Source organism: Burkholderia sp. HAN2018 (assembly GCF_024704855.1).
In the GTDB taxonomy this organism is placed as follows: Bacteria; Pseudomonadota; Gammaproteobacteria; order Burkholderiales; family Burkholderiaceae; genus Burkholderia; species Burkholderia cepacia.
Map to the genome: position 1 here is coordinate 1 of NZ_QOBB01000152.1, position 18,333 is coordinate 18,333.

The following is an 18,333-nucleotide window of genomic DNA, read 5'->3' on the forward strand; positions in this document are numbered from 1 at the left end:
GCTTCGGGATTCGCTGCACGGGCCCCGACGACCGCCTCGTGCGGCTGTCCGGTGGCAACCAGCAGAAGGTCGTGCTCGCCCGCTGGCACGCGGAACCCGCGCGGCTGCTGCTGCTCGACGAACCGTTCCAGGGCATCGACGCCGGTGCGCGCGCCGATATCGTCGACATGCTGCGGCGCCATGCGCACGAACGGGCGACGCTCGTGTTCGTCAGCGATCTCGAGGAAGCGGTCGAAGTCGCCGATCGAGTCGTCCGGTTTGATCGCGCGATGCTCGATCATTCATCCTCCCACCCGTCGGACTGATCCATGACGATGCTGAAATCCGCCACACCTGCCGTTGCACCCGATGCGCCGTCCACCAGGCCGGCGCTACCCGCGTCGGCCCGCCTGCGCGCCGGCCTCGAACGCACCGGCATCCTGCTCGTGCTCGCCGCGCTGGTCGTCGTCTTTACCGTCAACGAGCCCGCGTTCCTGAAAGTGGACAACCTGTTCAGCATCCTGCAGGCGGTGTCGATCGTCGCGCTGCTCGGGATCGGTGTGACGATCACGCTCGCGGCGGGCGGCTTCGACTTGTCGGTGGGCAGCATCGCCGCATCCGCGCAGATGGCGGCCAGCTACGTACTGGTTGTCTGGCACGGCAGCGCGTTCGCGGCGGTGGCGGCGTGCGTGGCGCTCGGTGTGGCAGCCGGCCTGTTCAACGGTGTGCTGATCACGCGCTTGCGCGTGCCGGACCAGCTTGCGACGCTCGGCACGCTGTTCCTGCTCGCGGGCCTGCAGTTGATTCCGACCGGCGGCCGTTCGCTCGCGACCGGTTCGGTGCTGCCCGACGGCACGGAAGCGAGCGGCACGTTTCCCGACGCGTTTCTCGCGCTCGGGCGGCTGCGTGTGTTCGACGTGGTGCCGTTGCCGGTTCTGATACTGGCGGCGGTGACGGTGCTGGCTTGCATCGCGATGGAAGCGACGCGCTGGGGCCGCGTGATCTATGCGATCGGCGGCAACGAGACGGCCGCGCGGCTGGCCGGTGCGCCTGCTGCGCGCTACCGGGTCGCGGCGTATGTCGTATCGGGCGCGATTGCGGCATTGGGGGGCGTGCTGATCGCTGCCCGCGTCGGGCGCGGCGACGTCAGCGCCGGGCACTCGCTGCTGCTCGACGCGGTGGCCGCCGCGCTGGTCGGGTACGCGGTGTGGGGCGCGAAACGGCCGAACGTGTTCGGCACCGTGGTCGGGGCCGTGTTCGTCGGGGTGCTGCTCAACGGCCTGACGATGCTCAATGCGCCGTATTACCTGCAGGATTTCGTGAAAGGGGCGCTGCTGGTGCTCGCGCTGGCGTTCACGTTCGGTATCGGCCGGCGCGCGGACGCCCGCGCCTGAACGCGGTGTCGGGGAGGCACGGCGTGCGGCGGCTCACGCGGCGCGTACACGCCGCCCCATGAAACTCAGCGCGAGCACCGCGAGGATCAGCGCGCCGGTGGCGACCTGCTGCCAGTAGAAGTTCCAGCCGATCAGCAGCAGCCCGTTGGCGACGAGGCTGATCAGCAGCACGCCGAGCAGGGTGCCGGCGACGCCGGGACGGCGTGTCGGCGACAGCGTCGTGCCGATGAAGGTCGCGCCGATCGCGTTCAGCAGGAAGCCGTTGCCGGCCTGCGGCACATAGGCCTTGACCGTCGACGACAGCAGCAGGCCGACCACGCCGTAGACGAGCGCGCTCGCGACGAACGTCGCCACGACGGTCGCCGCGACCGGCAGCCCCGAATGGCGCGCGACGCCCGGCTGCGCGCCGAGCGCGGCGCTGTAGCGCCCGAACGCCGAATGCGCGAGCACGACATGCACGGCCGCGGCGAGCACGACGACGCACCACAGCGGCACCGGCACGCCCGCGAGCGTACCGTGCGCGAGCGCGCCGAACAGCGGCGGCAGCGCCACGTTCAGCAGGTAGACGGGCTGGCCGCCGCCGGTGGCGAGCTGCTGGACGGTCTGGCCGATGAACAGCGTGCCGAGCGTCGCGAGAAACGGTGCGATCCCGAGGCCGGCGACCAGCGCGCCGTTGAACGTGCCGACCAGCACCGCCGCACCGAGGCCGCCGAGCAGGGCCGGCAGCACGCCCACCTGATGCGCGACCAGCTGCACGAACACGAGGCTCGCGACGTCGATCGCGGTGCCCAGCGACAGGTCGACCGCGCCGATCGACAGCGCGAGCGTCATCCCGAGCGCGGCGATCGCAAGCAGCGCGAAGTTGTTCACCAGCACGTCGGCGAGATTGGCGGGCCGCGCGAACCCCGGTGCGAACACGGCGAAGAAGGCGATCACCGCGAGCAGTGCCGCCACGAGCGAGAACCGCTGCAGGCGGCCGATCCGTTCAGTCATGGGCATGGTGTTCCGTATGGCGGCGCCGAATCAGCGCGGTCGTCGCGACGACGAACAGGATCAGCGCGCCTTCGACGCCGTTGACCCAGTAGCTCGACACGTTGTCGAGTTGGAAGCCGTTGCCGACGATGCCGACGAACAGCGCGGCGAGCAGCGTGCCCGGTATCGTCGGCACGAGCCGCCGCGAGAACACGACGCCGAGCAGCGCGACCGCGACGACGGCCAGCAGGTTTTCGCCGGCGCCGGGCGAGCTGCCGCTCAGCAAGGCACTCGACGCAAGCGCGGCCAGCGCGGCGGAGACGCCGCTCAGCACGTAGCTGGCCGCGACATACGCGTTCACGCGCAGCCCGGCCGCGCGGGCGGCATCGCGATGCGCACCGGTCGCGGCGAGCCGCAGGCCGAAGCGGGTTCGGTGCAGCAGCACGCCGAACAGCAGCGCGACGATCAGCAACGCGGGCGCGAGATGCGGTACGTCGAACGGGCCGCTGTCGATCAGAAAGGCGAGCACCGGGCTCGCCGCCGCGACCGACGTGTTCTGCGTCAGCACCAGTTCGAAGCCGGCGCACAGATTCATCGTCGTCAGCGTGGCCAGCAGCGGGACGATCCGCAGCGCGATCACCGCGAACGCATTGAGCGCACCGACCGCCGCGCCGGTGGCCAGCATCAGCGCAAGCGCCGCGCCGTCAGGCGCCCCGTCGCGCAGCGCGACGGCCTGCACGGCTGCGCAGAGGCCCATGTTCGCCGCGACCGACAGGTCGAGACCGCCGCGGATCGGATCGGGGCCGCCGCCGATCAGCACGGCGGTCAACCCGAACCCGAGGATGCCGACCACGGCCGACTGCTGCAGCACGTTCGCGAGGTTTGCGACGGTCAGAAAGAGCGGCGAACTCGCGGCAAACACCGCACACACGACGGCGAACGCCAGTGCCGCGCCCCAGCGCAGCCAGAATTGCGCGCCGAACGTGCCCGGCAGCCGCGCGAACGCCGCTCCGGGCGGCGCACGATCGAGGATCCGGTTCATGCGGCCACCTCCTGCCGCGGCGTGTGGCCGCGTGCGCCGGTCGCCCACGCGAGCAGATCGTGGCGCGTGGCGTCGCGGGTCGCGACGTCGCGCACGATCCGGCCGCGTGCCATCACGAGCACGCGATCGGTGACGTCCAGCAGCTCGATCAGGTCGCTCGAGAACAGCAGGATCGCCGCGCCGTCGCGTGCGAGGCGATCGAGCAGCCGGTAGATTTCCGCTTTGGCGCCGATATCGACGCCCACCGTCGGCTCGTCGAAGAGATACACCGGCGACGTGCGATCGGCGCCACGGCTCAGCCATTTCGCGAGCGCGACTTTCTGCTGGTTGCCGCCGGACAGCTGGCGCACCGGCGCGTCAGGGCCGGGCGCCCGCACGTCGAGCGCGGCGATCAGCCGTTGCACCGCGTCGTCCTCGCGGCGCCGCGCGACCAGACCGAATCGAGTGAAGCGCGCAAGGCTCGCGAGCGTGATGTTCTCGCGCACGGACAGGCTCGGCGCGATGCCGTGCGAGCGGCGGTCCTCCGGCACGAACGCGATGCCGCGACGCACCGCGTCGCGCGGGCTGCGCAGCCGCGTCACGCGGCCGTCGAGCGTGACCGTGCCGCGCACGCCGCGTTCGAGACCGAACAGGCTGCGCACGACCTGCTTTCCGCCGGATCCGAGCAGCCCCGTGACACCGACGATCTCGCCGCGCCGGACCTCGAACGACACGTCGTCGAACCGGCCGGGCGCCGCGAGGCCGGCGACCCGCAGCGCGGACGGGCCGGGCACGCGCACCGGCGCTTGCGATCGTGCGGCGATGCCGGTGCCGATCATCGCCGCGACGAGCGCCTCGGTCGGCGTGGTCCGTGCGTCGACGTGCGCGACGTCGGTGCCGTCGCGCAGCACGGTGACGCGATCGCAGATCGCCGCGATCTCGTTCAGGTAGTGCGACACGTAGAGGATCGTCAGCCCGCGGCGCCGCAGCCGGTCGAGTGTCTGCAGCAGGCGGTCGACCTCGCTGCTGACGAGCGCGGCGGTCGGTTCGTCGAGCACGAGGATGCGCGGGTCGCGCATCAGCGCGCGCGTGATCTGCACGATCTGCCGCTCGGCGACGCTCAACTCGGCAATCAGGCGGTTCGGCGGCAGGTCGAGGCCGAAATGCGCGTGCAGCGCGTCGCTGGCATCGCGTCGCATCCGGCGTGCCGCCAGCAGCCCGAGCGGCCCCGCGCCATAGGCCGGTTCGTTGCCGAACTGCAGCGCCTCGGCGACCGTGAAAGTCGCCGGCAGCAGACGCTCCTGATGAATGAACGCAATGCCCTCCGGCGGCGCGCGGTGTGCGAGTGCCTGTGTCGCACCGTCGATCGCGATCGTACCGGCATCGGCGGTGTCGATGCCGGCGAGAATCCGGATCAGCGTCGACTTGCCGGCGCCGTTCTGCCCGATCAGCCCGTGCACGGTGCCGCGCGCGACGTCGAGCGACGCGCCGCGCAGCGCCGGCACGCCGTCGAAGTGTTTGACGATCCCGCGCAGCGCCAGCGCGGGCGGGCGCGTGTCGGCGCTCATTTCGGGGCGGCGGCCTGCCCGAGCGTCTGCTGGGCCGAGCCGGCGTTGTCCTTCGTGACGAGCAGCGACGGGACATACGTATAGGGCGGCAGCGTGCGCTCGCCGGCCAGGTAGCGCGCGACGTTGTCGACCGCGGTCTTGCCGATCAGCGCGGGTTGTTGCGCGACCACGGCCGCCGCGCTCGATTTCGGGTCTTTCACGAGCGCGACGACATCGGGGCTGCCGTCCACCGCATAGGTCCTGATCTCGCTGCGGCGCGCGGCGTCGACGGCCTGCGTCGCGCCGACTTGCGGCACGTCCCACGCGGCCCAGATCGCGGCGATCTGCCCCTTCGGGTATTTCGCGAGCAACTGGCTGACCTGCGCATACGCGCTCTGCACGGTGTTCGGAATCACGTCGCGCAACTCGGGCTGCAGGATCTTCACCTTCGGGTAGTACTTGAGCACCGCCTTCAACTGGTCATAGCGGATCGCGCACACCGGCACGCCGTAGAAGCCGTTGAACACGAGAATGTTGCCTTCGCCGTGGATGTCGTTGACGAGCTTCAGCGCGAGTTGCTCGCCGATGAAGAAGTTGTCCGAGGTCGTGACGTTGAGGCTCGACGGCGAGGCCGTGTCGATCGTGAACAGCGGAATGCCGGCCTGCCGGATCTTTTGCAGCCACGGTTCGAGCACGCTCGCCGTGCCGAGCTGCTCGATGATCGCATCGGGCTTCTGCGCGATCAGCGTCTGGATCTGCGCGATCTGGCGGTTGTCGTTGCGGCCGGCGTCGAGTGCGATCGGCGTTCCGCCGAGCCGCTTCACTTCGTCGATCGCACCCTGGTATGCCTTCAGGTCCCAGTAATGATCGGTGCCGATCGCCGTGATGCCGATGCGCTTGCCTTTCAGCGACGGCACGGCGGCGTTACTTGCCGCTGCATCGCTTTGCGCGCGGGCAGGGGAGAGCGCGGCGACGGCGGCGAGGGTCAGCAGGGCGGCGGCAAAGGTGCGACGGGTTCGGGCGGGACGGGTCATGGCGTCGATGGGCGCTGAAAAAAGAGGGAGCTGAACTTTGCGACTCTAATGACAACGCTCCCGCGCGCTAACCATCGATTCCTGCTACGCATATCACGCGCGTGCTCGAATGCTTGTGCCAGGCGCGACGCGGTCGGCTTCAACGATTTGCCATCCGAAGGAATATCGATTGCCGAATCGCTCGGTTTGAAGCGGTTCGCTGCACTGATAGATTTTCCGGATACCGACACCAGCCAAGGAAGACCCGCATGCGATTCCCGTTTCGCCGTCCGTTGCGCTCCGTCCGGATGATCCGCGCGCTCGCGCTCCTGTCCGTTGCCGCGGTGACCGTGCCCGCCTCGCATGCCGGCCCGCTCAAAGGCGCACCCGCGCCGTTCGACAAGGGCGGAGTGAAGGTCGCGCTCGTCAACTACCTCTCGACCGGCGATTTCTTCCAGGCATACGAGGCCGGCGCGCAGAAGCAGGCGAAGGCGCTCGGTATCGACCTGCGCATCTACGAGGGCCGCCAGGACGCAACCGAGCAGCGCGAGCAGATCCAGCAGGCGATCAGCGTCGGTGTGTCGGCGATCATCGTCAACCACGGGCTCCCCGAATCGCTGAAGGACGTCGTGCAGCGCGCGCTGGACAAGGGCATCAAGGTCGTCGCGTTCGATGTCGACCTCGGTAACCCGAAGGTGCCGCAGATCGAGCAGAGCGATCGCGACCTCGCGAACTTGCTGCTCGACCAGGCGGTGAAGGACAACGGCGATGCGTTCTCGGCCGGCTACGTGTACGTCGCCGGATTCGCGCCGCTCGACCGGCGCGACGCCGCGTGGCGGGACTTCAAGCGCGCGCATCCGAAGGTGCGCGAGCAGGCGCGCTGGGGCACCGTCGACAATCCGATCGCGCAATCGGTCGCGAACCAGGCCGCGGCCGCCTATCGCGCGCATCCCGACATCCGTGTGGTGTTCGCACCTTACGACGAATTCGCGCGCGGTGCGAAGCTCGCGGCCGACGAGGCGAAGCTGGCGTCGAAGTTGCGCATCTATAGCGCCGACATTTCGACCGCCGATATCGAGGCGATCCGCGCGCCCGGCAGCGCATGGGTCGCGACAGCCGCGACGAATCCCGCAGTCGTCGGCGCGGTGTCGGTGCGGGCCGCTGCGCTGCTCGTCGCGGGGCAAGATCCGGGCCGGCGGATCGTCGTCAAGCCGACGCTGATCACGCGCGATGATCTCGTGAAGAACGACATCCACACGATCGCGGAGCTCGGCGCGAAGTTTCCCGCGTTCCGCGCAAGCGAGGCGGTGACGGCATCATGGATTCCGGCGACGGATTAACGCGTGGTGGCTTCTTGCCTACGGTACGTGACCATACGTAGCACTGGCGGGCTGCGATTCTCGTGCGCCTTTCCGGGCAGGCGTCTGCAATCCAACGGATCCCCCGCATCCGATGAACCGCACGGCAAGTTCAGTGTCGGCGATCAGCGTGCCAATGACCGCATCTATCAAAACCTGGCTCGCGTGATCGACCCAATGGCTTGAACGACTGGCTAAACCCAACGATTTGCGTAACGTGACAGTTGCCGCCAGGAACGGCCGCATCCCGACGGGAAGCGGCCGTTTGCTTTGGATGAGCCAATGGCCGCTTGCGGCCGGCAAACGACCGCTCGCCGGCCGTTGGGTCAGGTCTCCGTTTGTTCCGCCGTCTCAAGCGCATGGTCAACCTCGATGCCGACGTATCGGCCAGGCCGACGGACGCGATCCAGCGATGAACCGGCCGAGCGTATTGCCGGCATCGAAAGATGCGGCGAAGCGTGCAGCCGACTCGGAAGCAGTATCAATTTTCGCTGTCTGCTTCGCTCTTCTTTCGTTTTGACGGTCAGGGAAAGGAACTCGAAAGAGCTTTCGTGTAGCGGTAAAAACGCATCGGCGGTTGGCAAGGTCAAGGATTCCGACACGATCGCGAACCAAACCCGCCGTCTGCTCGACGCGATGTCTCCCAACAGCGGCCATTGAGAAAAGGACGATGATCGTCTCTTGTCGGCCGATCAGGGAATAGGCACCACCATCGTCTTCTTCCAGCGAAACGAGCCGGTTCCAATCACATCCGTTGGGCTACAGTGAACATTTCCCGCCACCGTCAACCCCGGCGCCCATCCAATACCGTCGACGAGGCCAACCATGCAACTTCAAACCGGCAACCTGTTCACCGCCGATGGCCGGCGCGAGGAGGACGAAAAAATCGACCTCCTTGTCACGGGCCAGCGTCTGAACGTCGAGCGAATCGTATCGATGGGCCACACGAGCCCGGACGGTTTTTGGTATGACGACGCACGCGCCGAATGGGTCGTGCTGTTGTCGGGGGCGGCGGTGCTCGAATTCGAAGAAGGCCCGATGCGCCATGAAATGCATCCCGGCGACTACGTGCTGATCGAGCCGCATTGCCGCCATCGTGTAGCGTGGACGCACGAAGAAACGCAAACCGTCTGGCTTGCGATCTATTACGAACGTTGAATCAGGAAATATTGCGAGGGCGAGGCCGAATTCGATCCGGCGCGCAGCATGCCGCCGCGCGCCGAATGAGACAAAGCCTCATCAACCCGGCGCGGTCGTTGGATACCGCCGGTATCGATGCCCAAATAGCAGGACGGCGCGCAAAACCGCGCGCCGGTACGCGTCGAGAATCTTATTCCTGGATCAGGAATCGATTGCGATTCTTCGCGTCCTTGATCCATGCGGGTGCGCGACCGCGGCCCGACCAGGTTGCCCCGGTCTTCGGGTCGCGATACTTTGCCTGCACGGGGGCGGCCGCTTGCTTGGCCGGACGGCCGCGACGGTTACCGAAAATGTCCTTTTCGGTAATGCCGAATTCCGCAACCTTGGTGCGGATGTCGTCGACGATCGCCTGGAATTCCGCGGCACGTGCAGCTTCGGCTTTCTCGGCCAAAGCTTCCATTTGGGCTTTCAGTTCCTTGTACGTTGCCATGTATCGCTCTTCAGGTTTGAGTACTCACATGATAGCGGTTTCAACGGAAAATTTTGAGGAAAATTCGTCGACTACGTGTTTTGTCGTCAATATGGCGATGCAGGACTGCTTCGAACACCTGAGAAGTGTGTCGTATTGACGAAGACGTAGAGGATTACCCGGGCATCTTTAACGGCACCAGCATGTCAAGTTGACCGATTGCACGGGTTTTCTTCTTCAAGACAAGCAATCGGGATTTAACTACTCTTTACATTTTTATGAAGTATCGGGGAATTCACTGATGAACAGAGACGAGAAGCTGATTCAGATTGCCGCCGAATTCGACTTCAATCCGGACGAGGAAATCAGGATTGGTGGAAAGTACACACCCGTTCTGGTCGACGGGAATACGGCCTATATTGCAGGCCAGATTCCACGGATCGGCGAAGTGGTGCATTTCGTTGGCATAGTGGGGGAATCCATTTCGCTCGATGAAGGTCGCCGGGCTGCCGGTGTATCGGCACTCCGTGCGCTCTCGCTGATCAGAACGCGCTGCGGCACGCTTGACGTAATAGCGACGGTGCCGCGCATGACCGTGTATGTGCGAAGTGCACCCGGCTTCACGATGCAAAGCGAAGTTGCCGACGGCGCATCCGATGTGTTGTATGCGGTGCTTGGCGACGCCGGTGTTCATACGCGGACATCGGTCGGCGTGCTGCAATTGCCCAAAGGCGCATCGGTGGAAGCGGATTTCATTTTCGGGTTGAAGCAGGGCAATGCCGGTATCTGATTCCGACGGGCTGTATCTCGCGGGTAGTTCGTTTCGCGAAACATCCGGATATTCGCGCGCGACACGCGAGTCACTACCGACAAGCGCTTGCAATACCCCAAAAAACACCCGCCGAAGGACTTCGACAGGTTGCCCGATCAAAAGGATTTGACGAAGCGTCGGGCGGCGTTCGATACCGGCGATGTGAATGCGTGCGGCGAGCCGGGCAAGTGGGCTGCGCCGTCGCGCACTCCGTGTCGAAACAATCTCGCACGATGGCGCGTTACGCAGGCGCAAACGTTGTCGACGCGCACGGCATACGACGGACGTCACACGTTCCCGTCCGCAATCGTCGTGAACACGAACCCCGGGCCACGCTCATGCGCGCTGCAAATCCTCCCGTTGCCTGCCCGGCGGCAGTGCACCGGCTGCACGCCATTCAAGTAGCCGGCCCATCGAGAATTCATCCCCGGCCGGCCGCCGCATGCACGCCTCCCGACGCCCCACGATTTCCGGAAATCCCCCCGTCAATATCGGACGGCATCCCCACTTTGGGAGATGCCATTGGCCGACAGTAAGCCTACGATTGACCACAGGGCATCGGGGACGGATGGCATCAGAACAAGCGGGCAGGCCCGCCATTCCGAGTCGAAATCAACACATGCCCACGCAGTCTACTGACACAGCTTCTGCTTACGATGGCGTTCGATGTGTGCGGTGAGTCGCTTTCATCGCAGCACGATGGCGCGTTGATAACGGAGGGCCTGCTGTCGTATTTCGGGGAATTTCAATCAATATGCTGGCACGAGACTATGTGGAACGAGAGCTCTCTCACATCCAGAGAATGGTGGCTCTCCTGGACAGCGAACAGAACGCTGACGATGTGTCGATGTCGGGCGCGGTGCGTGTGCGGCATCCGAGCTACTGGCGCGGGCGAATCGAGGAGCTGCTGTCGGCGCCCGATGTGCCGCGCCACATCAGAAAGCTCAGCGAAGCGGTGCTCGCGAAGATCGACGAGATGGAAATGCGCTTCGCGGCGATGAAGTAAGTACATCGTCGGATGCGGCGCCGGCACGTGTTTCGTCGCGTCGTCGACCGGATGGCCGGTCGCTTATCCGGCCGCCATCACGTCAAGCAGGGCCGCACGGAATGCGGCCATCTCCGCAGCGGTGCCGATGGACACGCGCAGATACGCCGGCGGGCCCGATTCGCGAATCAGGACGCCGTGGCGCAGCAGGCCGCTCCAGATCCGGTGCCGATCGGCAAACTCGCCGAACATCACGAAGTTCGCATCGGAATCGGCCACCGTGAGGCCGAGGCCGCGCAGCCAGCCGACGGTCGAATCGCGTTCGGCCTTGATCGTCTCGACTTGCGACAGCATCTCGTCGCGCGCGACCAGCGCCGCGCAGGCCGCCGCCTGGGTGAAGGCCGACAGGTGGTAGGGCAATCGAACCAGCTTCAGCGCTTGCACGACCGCGGGCGCGCACGCGCAATACCCGACGCGGCCGCCCGCGAACTTGAATGCCTTGCTCAACGTGCGGGTCACGATGAGCCGCGGATGATCCGGTAGCAGCGTCACCGCGCTGGGTACGCCGCGACGCCGGAACTCCGCATAGGCTTCGTCGACGACGACCACGCCCGGCGCGACGTCGAGGATGGCGCGAATATCGTCGACCGGCAGCGCGGTTCCGGTCGGGTTGTTCGGCGACGTCAGCAGCACCACGCCCGGCTGGTGCGCGCGGATACCGTCGAGCGCCTGATCCACGTCCAGCGCGAAATCCCCGGTGCGCGGCAACGTATGGAGGCGCGTGAAAGTCGTGCGGCAGTATTCGTCATACATGGGATACGCGGGCGTAAAGGCCAGCGCCGATCGCCCCGGGCCGCCGAATGCCTGCAGGATCTGCTGGATCACCTCATTCGAGCCGTTGGCGGCCCAGATGCCCGCTGCGTCGACCGTCACGCCGGTGTCGTGCGTCAGATACGCCGCCAGATGCGATCGCAGCTCGGCAAAGTCGCGATCGGGATAGCGGTTCGCCGTTCGCGCGGCGTCGGCCACCGCGGTCGCGATGCGCTCGACGAGCGCGGGCGACGGCGGATAGGGATTCTCGTTGACGTTCAGGCAGACCGGCACGTCGAGCTGCGGCGCCCCGTACGCGTGCTGCAACCTGAGGTCCTCGCGCAGCGGCAAATCCGACAAGGCGATTTCTTTCCAGGGCTGTTGCATTGAAAACACTCCGTACGGTATCGATTGATCGGCGCAGCAGGTTTTTAAGGCGGCAAAAAACAATAAAGGCGCCGCAGGCGCCTTGGTTGTCGTCTTGATCGGGCATTCACCCGATGCAATTGCTAGATGCGAAACGAACCACGGCGCAACAGGGGGCGTCCGTGGTGATGGTGCAGCGAGAGCGTGGTGATTCGAATCGTCATGCGCCGCATCATGGCATACCGCGCTCCGGAAGAAAAGCGCGCCACCCTGCGTGCGCCGGATTCGATTGAGCCGAAACGCCGGAAAACGCCCATTACGTCTGACGATAAACGGTAACAAACGTCGTATTTCGACCAAATGCGAACGAGTGATTCAAACGTTGGCGTCAATTGACTAAGATGCGCAGAAGACGTTCGACAAAAACGCACGGCGCGGGGTAGCCAGATGCAAATGAACGGGTTGATTCCATCGGCATGGATCGATGACGTCTATGCCGCGGCACTGGGCGATCAACGCTGGGAAACGGTGCTGGACGGGCTGCGATCGTGGGTCGGCGTGCGCATGGTCACGCTGCTGTCGTTCGACGACGCGGCGCGGGTGCCGGCGATCGAGAAGGCGGCAGGTGACGACGCGTCATGGGTCGCCGCGTGTTATCACACGTACAACACCGAGTTCTATCGGTACGACCCGGTCGTGCCGGTCGCCGGCAACTGGCCGGCGGGCCGCTGGTTCGAGGACGTCAAGCACCTGTCCGCGCACCAGCGCGCGCACAGCGAGTTCTATCGGGAGTTCCTTCACCCTTTTGGGATCGGCAGCATCTCGGGCCTGTACATCCATCGCAGCGAGGGTTCGGGCGCATTCCTCAGCGTCCAGGGCGGCCTCGAATCGCAGGGGCTGTCCGACGATCAGCGCCGCGCGATCGAAAACATGGGAATGCACATCAGCCGCGCGCTGCAGATCCAGGCGCGGATCGGCGAGCTCGAGGCGCGTGTGGCCGCGGCCGAATCGGCGCTTGATGCGATTCCGGTGCCGGTGTTCCTGCTCGGCGCGCAGCGCGAATTGCGCTATACGAATCGCGCGGCCGATCAGCTGATCGCGGCGGAGCCGGCGTTGCGGGTGGTGAACGGGCGTTTCGCGCCGGAAGGCTGCGTCGACGATGTGCATTGGCGGCACGCGTACGCGCGCGGCGGGCTGTTGTTGCGGCGCGCGACGGGCGAACCGCTGCCGCTGGCGTTGATGCCGGTGCCCGAGCAGTCGCGCCTGATGCGCGAGCGGCCGGGCGTCGCGACGCTGATGACGGCCGCCGACCTGCGTTCGCCGTCGGCCCGCGCGCAGCGGCTGCGCGTGTTCTACGGGCTGTCGTCGGCCGAGGCCGATCTCGCCGTGCTGCTGTGCTGCGACGGGCTGTCGCCGCAGGAATGCGCGGGGCTGCGCGGCGTGTCGATCGGCACGATCCGCACGCAGATCAAGTCGATCTACGCAAAGACGGCCGTGGCGCGCGCGGCGCAACTGACGTCGCTGGTCATGCAGACATGACGGCAACGGCAGGCGAGCGCGCCTGTCGTTGCACGTTTTCCCCCTCGTTCTTTCCTTCCTGAATCGCGCCGCCGGCGGCGCGTGCGCATGACATTGCGCCGACGTACACGTATCGAGATCAGTCATCCTACAACAATCGAAAGCGAAGCAATCGATCGATTTCACCTGTCGGTCGAGGCGATCCGCCAACCGCTCGGCGCAAATGCGAACCCGCTTCCGGAAAACGTTTCGCATAGAGCCATCTAAACAGAGAATACGATTCCCCGAAATTCGCTGCAAACCCATCGTGGATGCGGTTCTACGGGTATGCACCAAGTGAGTTAAACGATTAACCGACGTACATTCGCGTCAACACGTCATACGACGTATGACTCTGTGGTCGGCGAGCACGGCGTCGAAGCGTGCGCATGCCGGCCGATCGCCGCGCGACAACGAGTACAACCATCAAGGAGACTGACGATGAAGCACCGATTCACCCGCTCCCGTACCGCCCTGGCCGTTGCGCTGCTGGCCGGCTTCGCGATGTCCGCCCAGGCGCGCGTGTTCCGCTCGGCGGACGTGCATGGCGACAACTTCCCGACCAACATGGCCGTGAAGTTCATGGGCGACGAACTGTCGAAGCAGACGGGCGGCAAGGATTCGATCAAGGTGTTCGGCAACAGCGCGCTCGGCTCGGAGAAGGACACGGTCGACCAGGTGCGGATCGGCGCGATCGACATGGCGCGCGTGAACGGTGCGTCGTTCAACGAGATCGTGCCGGAATCGCTGATCCCGTCGTTCCCGTTCCTGTTCCGCGACGTCGATCATTTCCGCAAGGCGATGTACGGCCCGGCCGGCCAGAAGATCCTGGACGCGTTCACCGCGAAGGGGATGATCGCGCTGACGTTCTACGAGAGCGGCGCGCGCTCGATCTACGCGAAGCGCCCGGTGCGCTCGCCGGCCGACATGAAGGGGCTGAAGGTGCGTGTGCAACCGTCCGACCTGATGGTCGACGAGATCAAGGCGATGGGCGGCACGCCGACGCCGATGCCGTTCGCCGAGGTGTACACGGGGCTGAAGACGGGCCTCGTCGACGCGGCCGAAAACAACATGCCGTCGTACGAGGAAACCAAGCACTACGAAGTGGCGCCCGACTACTCGGAGACGCAGCACGCGATGACGCCGGAAGTGCTGGTGTTCTCGAAGAAGGTCTGGGACACGCTGTCGCCGCAGGAGCAGGCGGCGATCAGGAAGGCCGCGGCCGATTCGGTGCCGTACTACCAGAAGCTGTGGACCGCGCGCGAGGCGTCCGCGCAGCAGGCGGTGACGAAGGGCGGCGCGAAGGTCCTGCCGGCCGCGCAGATCGATCGCGCGGCGTTCGTGAAGGCGATGCAGCCGCTGTGGACGAAGTACGAGAAGACGCCGCAGATGAAGCAGATCGTCGACGAGATCGAGGCCACCAAGTGACGCGTCGCACTTCCCTGAACGGCGCCGCGACCGCCGGCGGGGCGGCCGCCCCGGACGGGGCGGGGCCTGCGCGGCCGCATGTCGCGCCGCTCCTGCGCTGCGTGAACGACGTGCTGTTCCGCGTGCTGGCGGTGATCGCGTCGGCGTGCCTCGCGGTGCTGACGGTGCTGGTGTTCTACGCGGTCGTGATGCGCTACGTGTTCGAGAACGCGCCGGATTTCGTGGAGCCGATCGCGCTGCTGCTCGTGATCGTGATCGCGATGTTCGGCGCGGCGATGAAGGTGCGCGACGGTGGTCACATCGGCCTCGATTCGCTCGTGCGCCGGCTGCCGCCCAGGTCGCGCACGGTGGTGATCGCGATCCAGCACGTGAGCCTGATCGCGTTCGCGATCATGATCATGGCCGGCTGCGGCAGCATGGCCGCCGAGACGATGGGCGACCGCATTCCGATCATCGGGCTGCCCGAAGGCGTGCGCTACCTGATCGCGATGCCGGCCGCGATCGCCATCATCCTCTTCTCGCTCGAGCACCTGCTCGCGCTTCGTCGTTCTTCGCCGGGGCAATAACGCCATGGAACTCGCGATCCTGTCCGTCAGTTTTCTGATTTTCCTCGTGCTCGGCGTGCCCGTGTCGTTCGCGCTCGGCATCGCCTGCGTGCTGACCTATATGGTCGAAGGCCTGCCGATCGCGACCGCGATGCAGGCGATGATCTCGGGGATGAATGCGTTCTCGTTTCTCGCGGTGCCGTTCTTCATCTTCTCCGGCGAACTGATGCTGCACGGCGGCATCGCGGACCGGATCCTGCGCTTCGCGCAGGCGACTGTCGGCCACTTCCGCGGCGGCCTCGGGATGGCGAACGTCGTCGCCTGCACGCTGTTCGGCGGCGTGTCGGGCTCGCCGACCGCCGATACGTCGGCGATGGGCGGCGTGGTGATTCCGCTGATGAAGCGCGAAGGCTACAGCGCCGCGTACGCGGTCAACGTGACGACGCATGCGTCGCTCGCCGGCGCGCTGATGCCGACGTCGACCAACATGATCATCTACGCGTTCGCCGCGCAGGGCATCACCGGGATGCTGCACGGCCAGCCGGTGAGCGGCGTGTCGATCGGCGACCTGCTGTTTTCCGGGCTGCTGCCGGTGTTGTGGGTGATGGGCTTCGTGCTCGCCGCCGCGTACTGGCAGGCGGTGCGCCACGGCTACCCGCGCCGCGAAGACGGTTCGTCCGCGCTGCCTGCGTTTCCCGGCTGGTATGCGGTGCTGCGCAGCTTCGTCGGCGCGGTGCCCGGGTTGATGGTGATCGCGATCATCCTCGTGTGCGTCGCGAAGGGGATCGCGACCGCGACCGAAGCCGCCGCGATCGCCGTCGTGTACTCGCTCGTGCTGACAGCGGTCGTGTACCGCACGCTGACGGCCGAGAAGCTGCGCCGCGCGCTGTCGCATGCGGCGCGCACGACGGGGGTCGTGCTGCTGCTGATCGCGGTGTCGAACATGCTGCGCTTCCAGATGTCGTACCTGGAGATTCCGGATGCGATCGAGGGGCTGCTGAAGCAGTCGACCGCCGCGCCGTGGCTGATGCTGCTGTACATCAACATCATCCAGGTGTTCCTCGGCACGTTCGTCGACATGGCCGCGCACATCCTGATCACGACGCCGCTGTTCCTGCCGATCGCGATGGCGTGCGGTGTCGGGCCGGTGCAGTTCGGGATCATGCTGCTGCTGAACTGCTCGCTCGGCCTCGTGCATCCGCCGATCGGCTCGGTGCAGTTCGTCGGCTGCGCGATCGGCAACGTGTCGATCGGGGAGACGACGAAGATGGCGTGGCCGTATTACCTCGCGATCTTCAGTGCGATCAACATCGTCACATACATGCCGTTCTTCTCGACCTGGCTTCCCAGCTTGATCAGCGGACACGCGGTGTTCTGACCGTATGCGTTGCCTGACGCGGCGCCGGACGACCGAGGTTGTCCGGCGCCGCGTTCGTTTGCGCGGTGCCCTTTCAATTCACCGGAGCGCACATGCCCGCTCAATCCTGCCGCGCCTCCGGTTCGCCGTTTCCATCGGCCGACCGTTCGTCGCGCCGATCCGCCAGCTCTCGCCACAGCGCCGGGCGCGCATGATCGCGGGGCGGCAGCGGGATCACGTAGGCCACCCCCCGCACGTTGATCACGGCCCCCGAGTCGGGCAGCGTGGCCGGAATGCCGGAGAGCGGCGGGTCGGTATCCGGTTCGGAAGCCGTACCCGGGCCGGGCGGGTGTCGAAGCATCATGCGATTTCTCCCTGGCGCCGCGAAACGGCGCATCAATAGCGCACACGCCCGATCAACCCCAACGGATCGACGGCGTGCTGGACGGCGGCGGCGAGTTCCCGTTGCGCGGCCGGCACGTGCTTGCGGTAATACGCGACGTTGACCGGCCCGACGCCATGCTCCGCGCTGAAGCAGCCGCCGGCCCGCACGACGCGCTCGTACAGCGCGCCGCGCAGCGCCACCTGCTGCAGCGGCCCGTAGCGCTCCGCGTTGGCGTGGGGGATCGACACGACGAGATGGCAGCCGCCGTCGCCGAAATGACCGAACGTGTGACAGCGCAGCGACGGATGCGCCGCCGCGATCCATCGCTCGGCATCGGCGACGAATGCGGCCAGCGCGCCGCGCGGAAACGACACGTCGAACGACAGCGGAATGCCGTGCTGCGCAACCGCGACCGGCAGTGCATCGCGGATCCGCCAGAACCGTTCGGCCGGCGCGCAGGCCGCGTCGAGCACCACGCGTTCGCCTGCCAGCGTGTCGAGCGTCGCGATCGTGCGTTCCTCGAGCAGCCCGTCGAGCCCCGGCATGCCGGTCGCGATCTCGACGAGCGCGTAGCATGCGGCGGCGTTGGCTTCAAACGGAATGCGCAGCGCCGGAAACGCGGCGGCGACGCAGCCGACGGCCGCGGCCGACATGAATTCGAACGCCGACAGCATCTCGCCGAACGCACGCTCGAACGCGAGCAGGCCGGCGAGCGCCGCGTCGTACGACGCAAACGCGACGAACGCGGCACACGACGACCGTTCGAGCGGCGCGAGCGCGAACGACACGGCCGTCACGAGCCCGTGGGCGCCGTTCGCGCCGATGAAGCATTGCGTGACGTCGAAACCCGCGTTGCGCTTGCGCAGCGGCGCGAGCGCGTCGATCACGGTGCCCGCCGCGTCGGCGAGCACGACTTCGACGCCGAGCACGTTGCGGCGCACGTCGCCGTACTTGATCAGGCGGCTGCCGCCCGCGTTGGCGCCGACGAGGCCGCCGGCCGCCGGATCGCTGCCGAGGTCGATCGGCAGGCAGAGGCCGGCGTCGGCCGCCACGCGGTTGATGTCGGACAGCCGCGCGCCGGCCTCGACCGTGATGCTGCGATTCGCCGCGTCGAACGCGCGAACGGCGCGCATCCGGTCGAACGACACCACGCATTGCGTGCCGCTGCGATCGGGCACGGCGGCGCCGACGAGCCC

18 protein-coding genes are annotated in these 18,333 nt (G+C 66.4%); 10 read left to right on the top strand and 8 right to left on the bottom strand.

What is annotated here, in order from left to right:
- A partial coding sequence (locus tag DPV74_RS28610; RefSeq protein WP_119338402.1) for an ATP-binding cassette domain-containing protein occupies positions 1 to 305 on the top strand: 305 nt, incomplete at its 5' end.
- A gap of 9 nt (positions 306 to 314) precedes the next feature.
- On the top strand, positions 315 to 1,373 hold the full coding sequence (locus tag DPV74_RS28615; RefSeq protein WP_374708995.1) for an ABC transporter permease: 1,059 nt from the start codon (positions 315 to 317) through the stop codon (positions 1,371 to 1,373).
- A gap of 33 nt (positions 1,374 to 1,406) precedes the next feature.
- Here DPV74_RS28615 and DPV74_RS28620 read toward each other — a convergent pair whose 3' ends face one another.
- Genes DPV74_RS28620 through DPV74_RS28635 form a run of 4 tightly spaced genes read right to left on the bottom strand, consistent with a single transcriptional unit; the run spans position 1,407 to position 5,947 of the window.
- Positions 1,407 to 2,366: an ABC transporter permease gene (locus tag DPV74_RS28620; RefSeq protein ID WP_119338403.1), complete on the bottom strand. Its 960-nt coding sequence runs from the start codon at positions 2,364 to 2,366 to the stop codon at positions 1,407 to 1,409.
- Positions 2,359 to 3,387, bottom strand: a complete 1,029-nt coding sequence (locus tag DPV74_RS28625) for an ABC transporter permease (protein ID WP_059688743.1) — start codon at positions 3,385 to 3,387, stop codon at positions 2,359 to 2,361. The genes DPV74_RS28620 and DPV74_RS28625 overlap by 8 nt, the downstream gene beginning before the upstream one ends.
- Positions 3,384 to 4,934, bottom strand: a complete 1,551-nt coding sequence (locus DPV74_RS28630) for a sugar ABC transporter ATP-binding protein (RefSeq protein WP_027792042.1) — start codon at positions 4,932 to 4,934, stop codon at positions 3,384 to 3,386. The genes DPV74_RS28625 and DPV74_RS28630 overlap by 4 nt, the downstream gene beginning before the upstream one ends.
- Positions 4,931 to 5,947 carry a sugar ABC transporter substrate-binding protein gene (locus DPV74_RS28635; protein WP_027792041.1) on the bottom strand — a complete coding sequence of 339 codons (1,017 nt, stop codon included), beginning with the start codon at positions 5,945 to 5,947 and terminating at the stop codon, positions 4,931 to 4,933. The genes DPV74_RS28630 and DPV74_RS28635 overlap by 4 nt, the downstream gene beginning before the upstream one ends.
- Before the next feature lie 248 nt (positions 5,948 to 6,195).
- On the opposite strand from DPV74_RS28635, the gene DPV74_RS28640 reads away from it, so the two are divergent.
- On the top strand, positions 6,196 to 7,266 hold the full coding sequence (locus DPV74_RS28640) for a substrate-binding domain-containing protein (protein ID WP_119338404.1): 1,071 nt from the start codon (positions 6,196 to 6,198) through the stop codon (positions 7,264 to 7,266).
- 843 nt (positions 7,267 to 8,109) lie between these two features.
- Positions 8,110 to 8,442: a cupin domain-containing protein gene (locus DPV74_RS28650; RefSeq protein WP_119338405.1), complete on the top strand. Its 333-nt coding sequence runs from the start codon at positions 8,110 to 8,112 to the stop codon at positions 8,440 to 8,442.
- A 172-nt stretch (positions 8,443 to 8,614) separates the two neighbouring features.
- Here the strand turns inward: DPV74_RS28650 and DPV74_RS28655 are convergent, their stop codons facing one another.
- Entirely contained in the window at positions 8,615 to 8,914 is a 300-nt protein-coding gene (locus DPV74_RS28655) for an H-NS family nucleoid-associated regulatory protein (RefSeq protein WP_021160271.1), read from the bottom strand.
- 280 nt (positions 8,915 to 9,194) lie between these two features.
- Here DPV74_RS28655 and DPV74_RS28660 point away from each other — a divergent pair, with 280 nt between their 5' ends.
- Together DPV74_RS28660 and DPV74_RS28665 are read left to right on the top strand one after the other, a co-directional pair.
- Positions 9,195 to 9,683, top strand: a complete 489-nt coding sequence (locus DPV74_RS28660; RefSeq protein WP_119338406.1) for a RidA family protein — start codon at positions 9,195 to 9,197, stop codon at positions 9,681 to 9,683.
- 775 nt (positions 9,684 to 10,458) lie between these two features.
- Positions 10,459 to 10,710, top strand: a complete 252-nt coding sequence (locus tag DPV74_RS28665) for a hypothetical protein (protein WP_027792032.1) — start codon at positions 10,459 to 10,461, stop codon at positions 10,708 to 10,710.
- Between the two features lie 63 nt (positions 10,711 to 10,773).
- On the opposite strand, the gene DPV74_RS28670 is transcribed toward DPV74_RS28665, so the two are convergent.
- On the bottom strand, positions 10,774 to 12,225 hold the full coding sequence (locus DPV74_RS28670) for a histidinol-phosphate transaminase (protein WP_257943097.1): 1,452 nt from the start codon (positions 12,223 to 12,225) through the stop codon (positions 10,774 to 10,776).
- Between the two features lie 87 nt (positions 12,226 to 12,312).
- Between DPV74_RS28670 and DPV74_RS28675 the strand changes: the two genes are divergently transcribed.
- The 4 genes from DPV74_RS28675 to DPV74_RS28690 all read left to right on the top strand — a co-directional run bounded on the left by DPV74_RS28675 (position 12,313) and on the right by DPV74_RS28690 (position 16,773).
- The gene (locus DPV74_RS28675; RefSeq protein ID WP_119338408.1) at positions 12,313 to 13,404 is read left to right on the top strand and encodes a helix-turn-helix transcriptional regulator; all 1,092 of its coding nucleotides are present in this window, start codon (positions 12,313 to 12,315) and stop codon (positions 13,402 to 13,404) included.
- Between the two features lie 459 nt (positions 13,405 to 13,863).
- Positions 13,864 to 14,850 (top strand): TRAP transporter substrate-binding protein, encoded by a 987-nt coding sequence (locus DPV74_RS28680; protein WP_048027553.1) that lies wholly within the window; start codon positions 13,864 to 13,866, stop codon positions 14,848 to 14,850.
- A complete protein-coding gene (locus tag DPV74_RS28685; protein ID WP_119338409.1) occupies positions 14,847 to 15,416 on the top strand; it encodes a TRAP transporter small permease in 570 nt (189 codons plus the stop codon). Before DPV74_RS28680 ends, DPV74_RS28685 begins: the two co-directional genes overlap by 4 nt.
- Before the next feature lie 4 nt (positions 15,417 to 15,420).
- A complete protein-coding gene (locus DPV74_RS28690; RefSeq protein WP_027792027.1) occupies positions 15,421 to 16,773 on the top strand; it encodes a TRAP transporter large permease in 1,353 nt (450 codons plus the stop codon).
- Between the two features lie 100 nt (positions 16,774 to 16,873).
- Here the strand turns inward: DPV74_RS28690 and DPV74_RS28695 are convergent, their stop codons facing one another.
- Together DPV74_RS28695 and DPV74_RS28700 are read right to left on the bottom strand one after the other, a co-directional pair.
- Entirely contained in the window at positions 16,874 to 17,116 is a 243-nt protein-coding gene (locus DPV74_RS28695; RefSeq protein ID WP_059697034.1) for a hypothetical protein, read from the bottom strand.
- Between the two features lie 32 nt (positions 17,117 to 17,148).
- Positions 17,149 to 18,333: FAD-binding oxidoreductase (locus tag DPV74_RS28700; RefSeq protein WP_162923160.1), on the bottom strand; the 1,185-nt coding region annotated here is incomplete at its 5' end.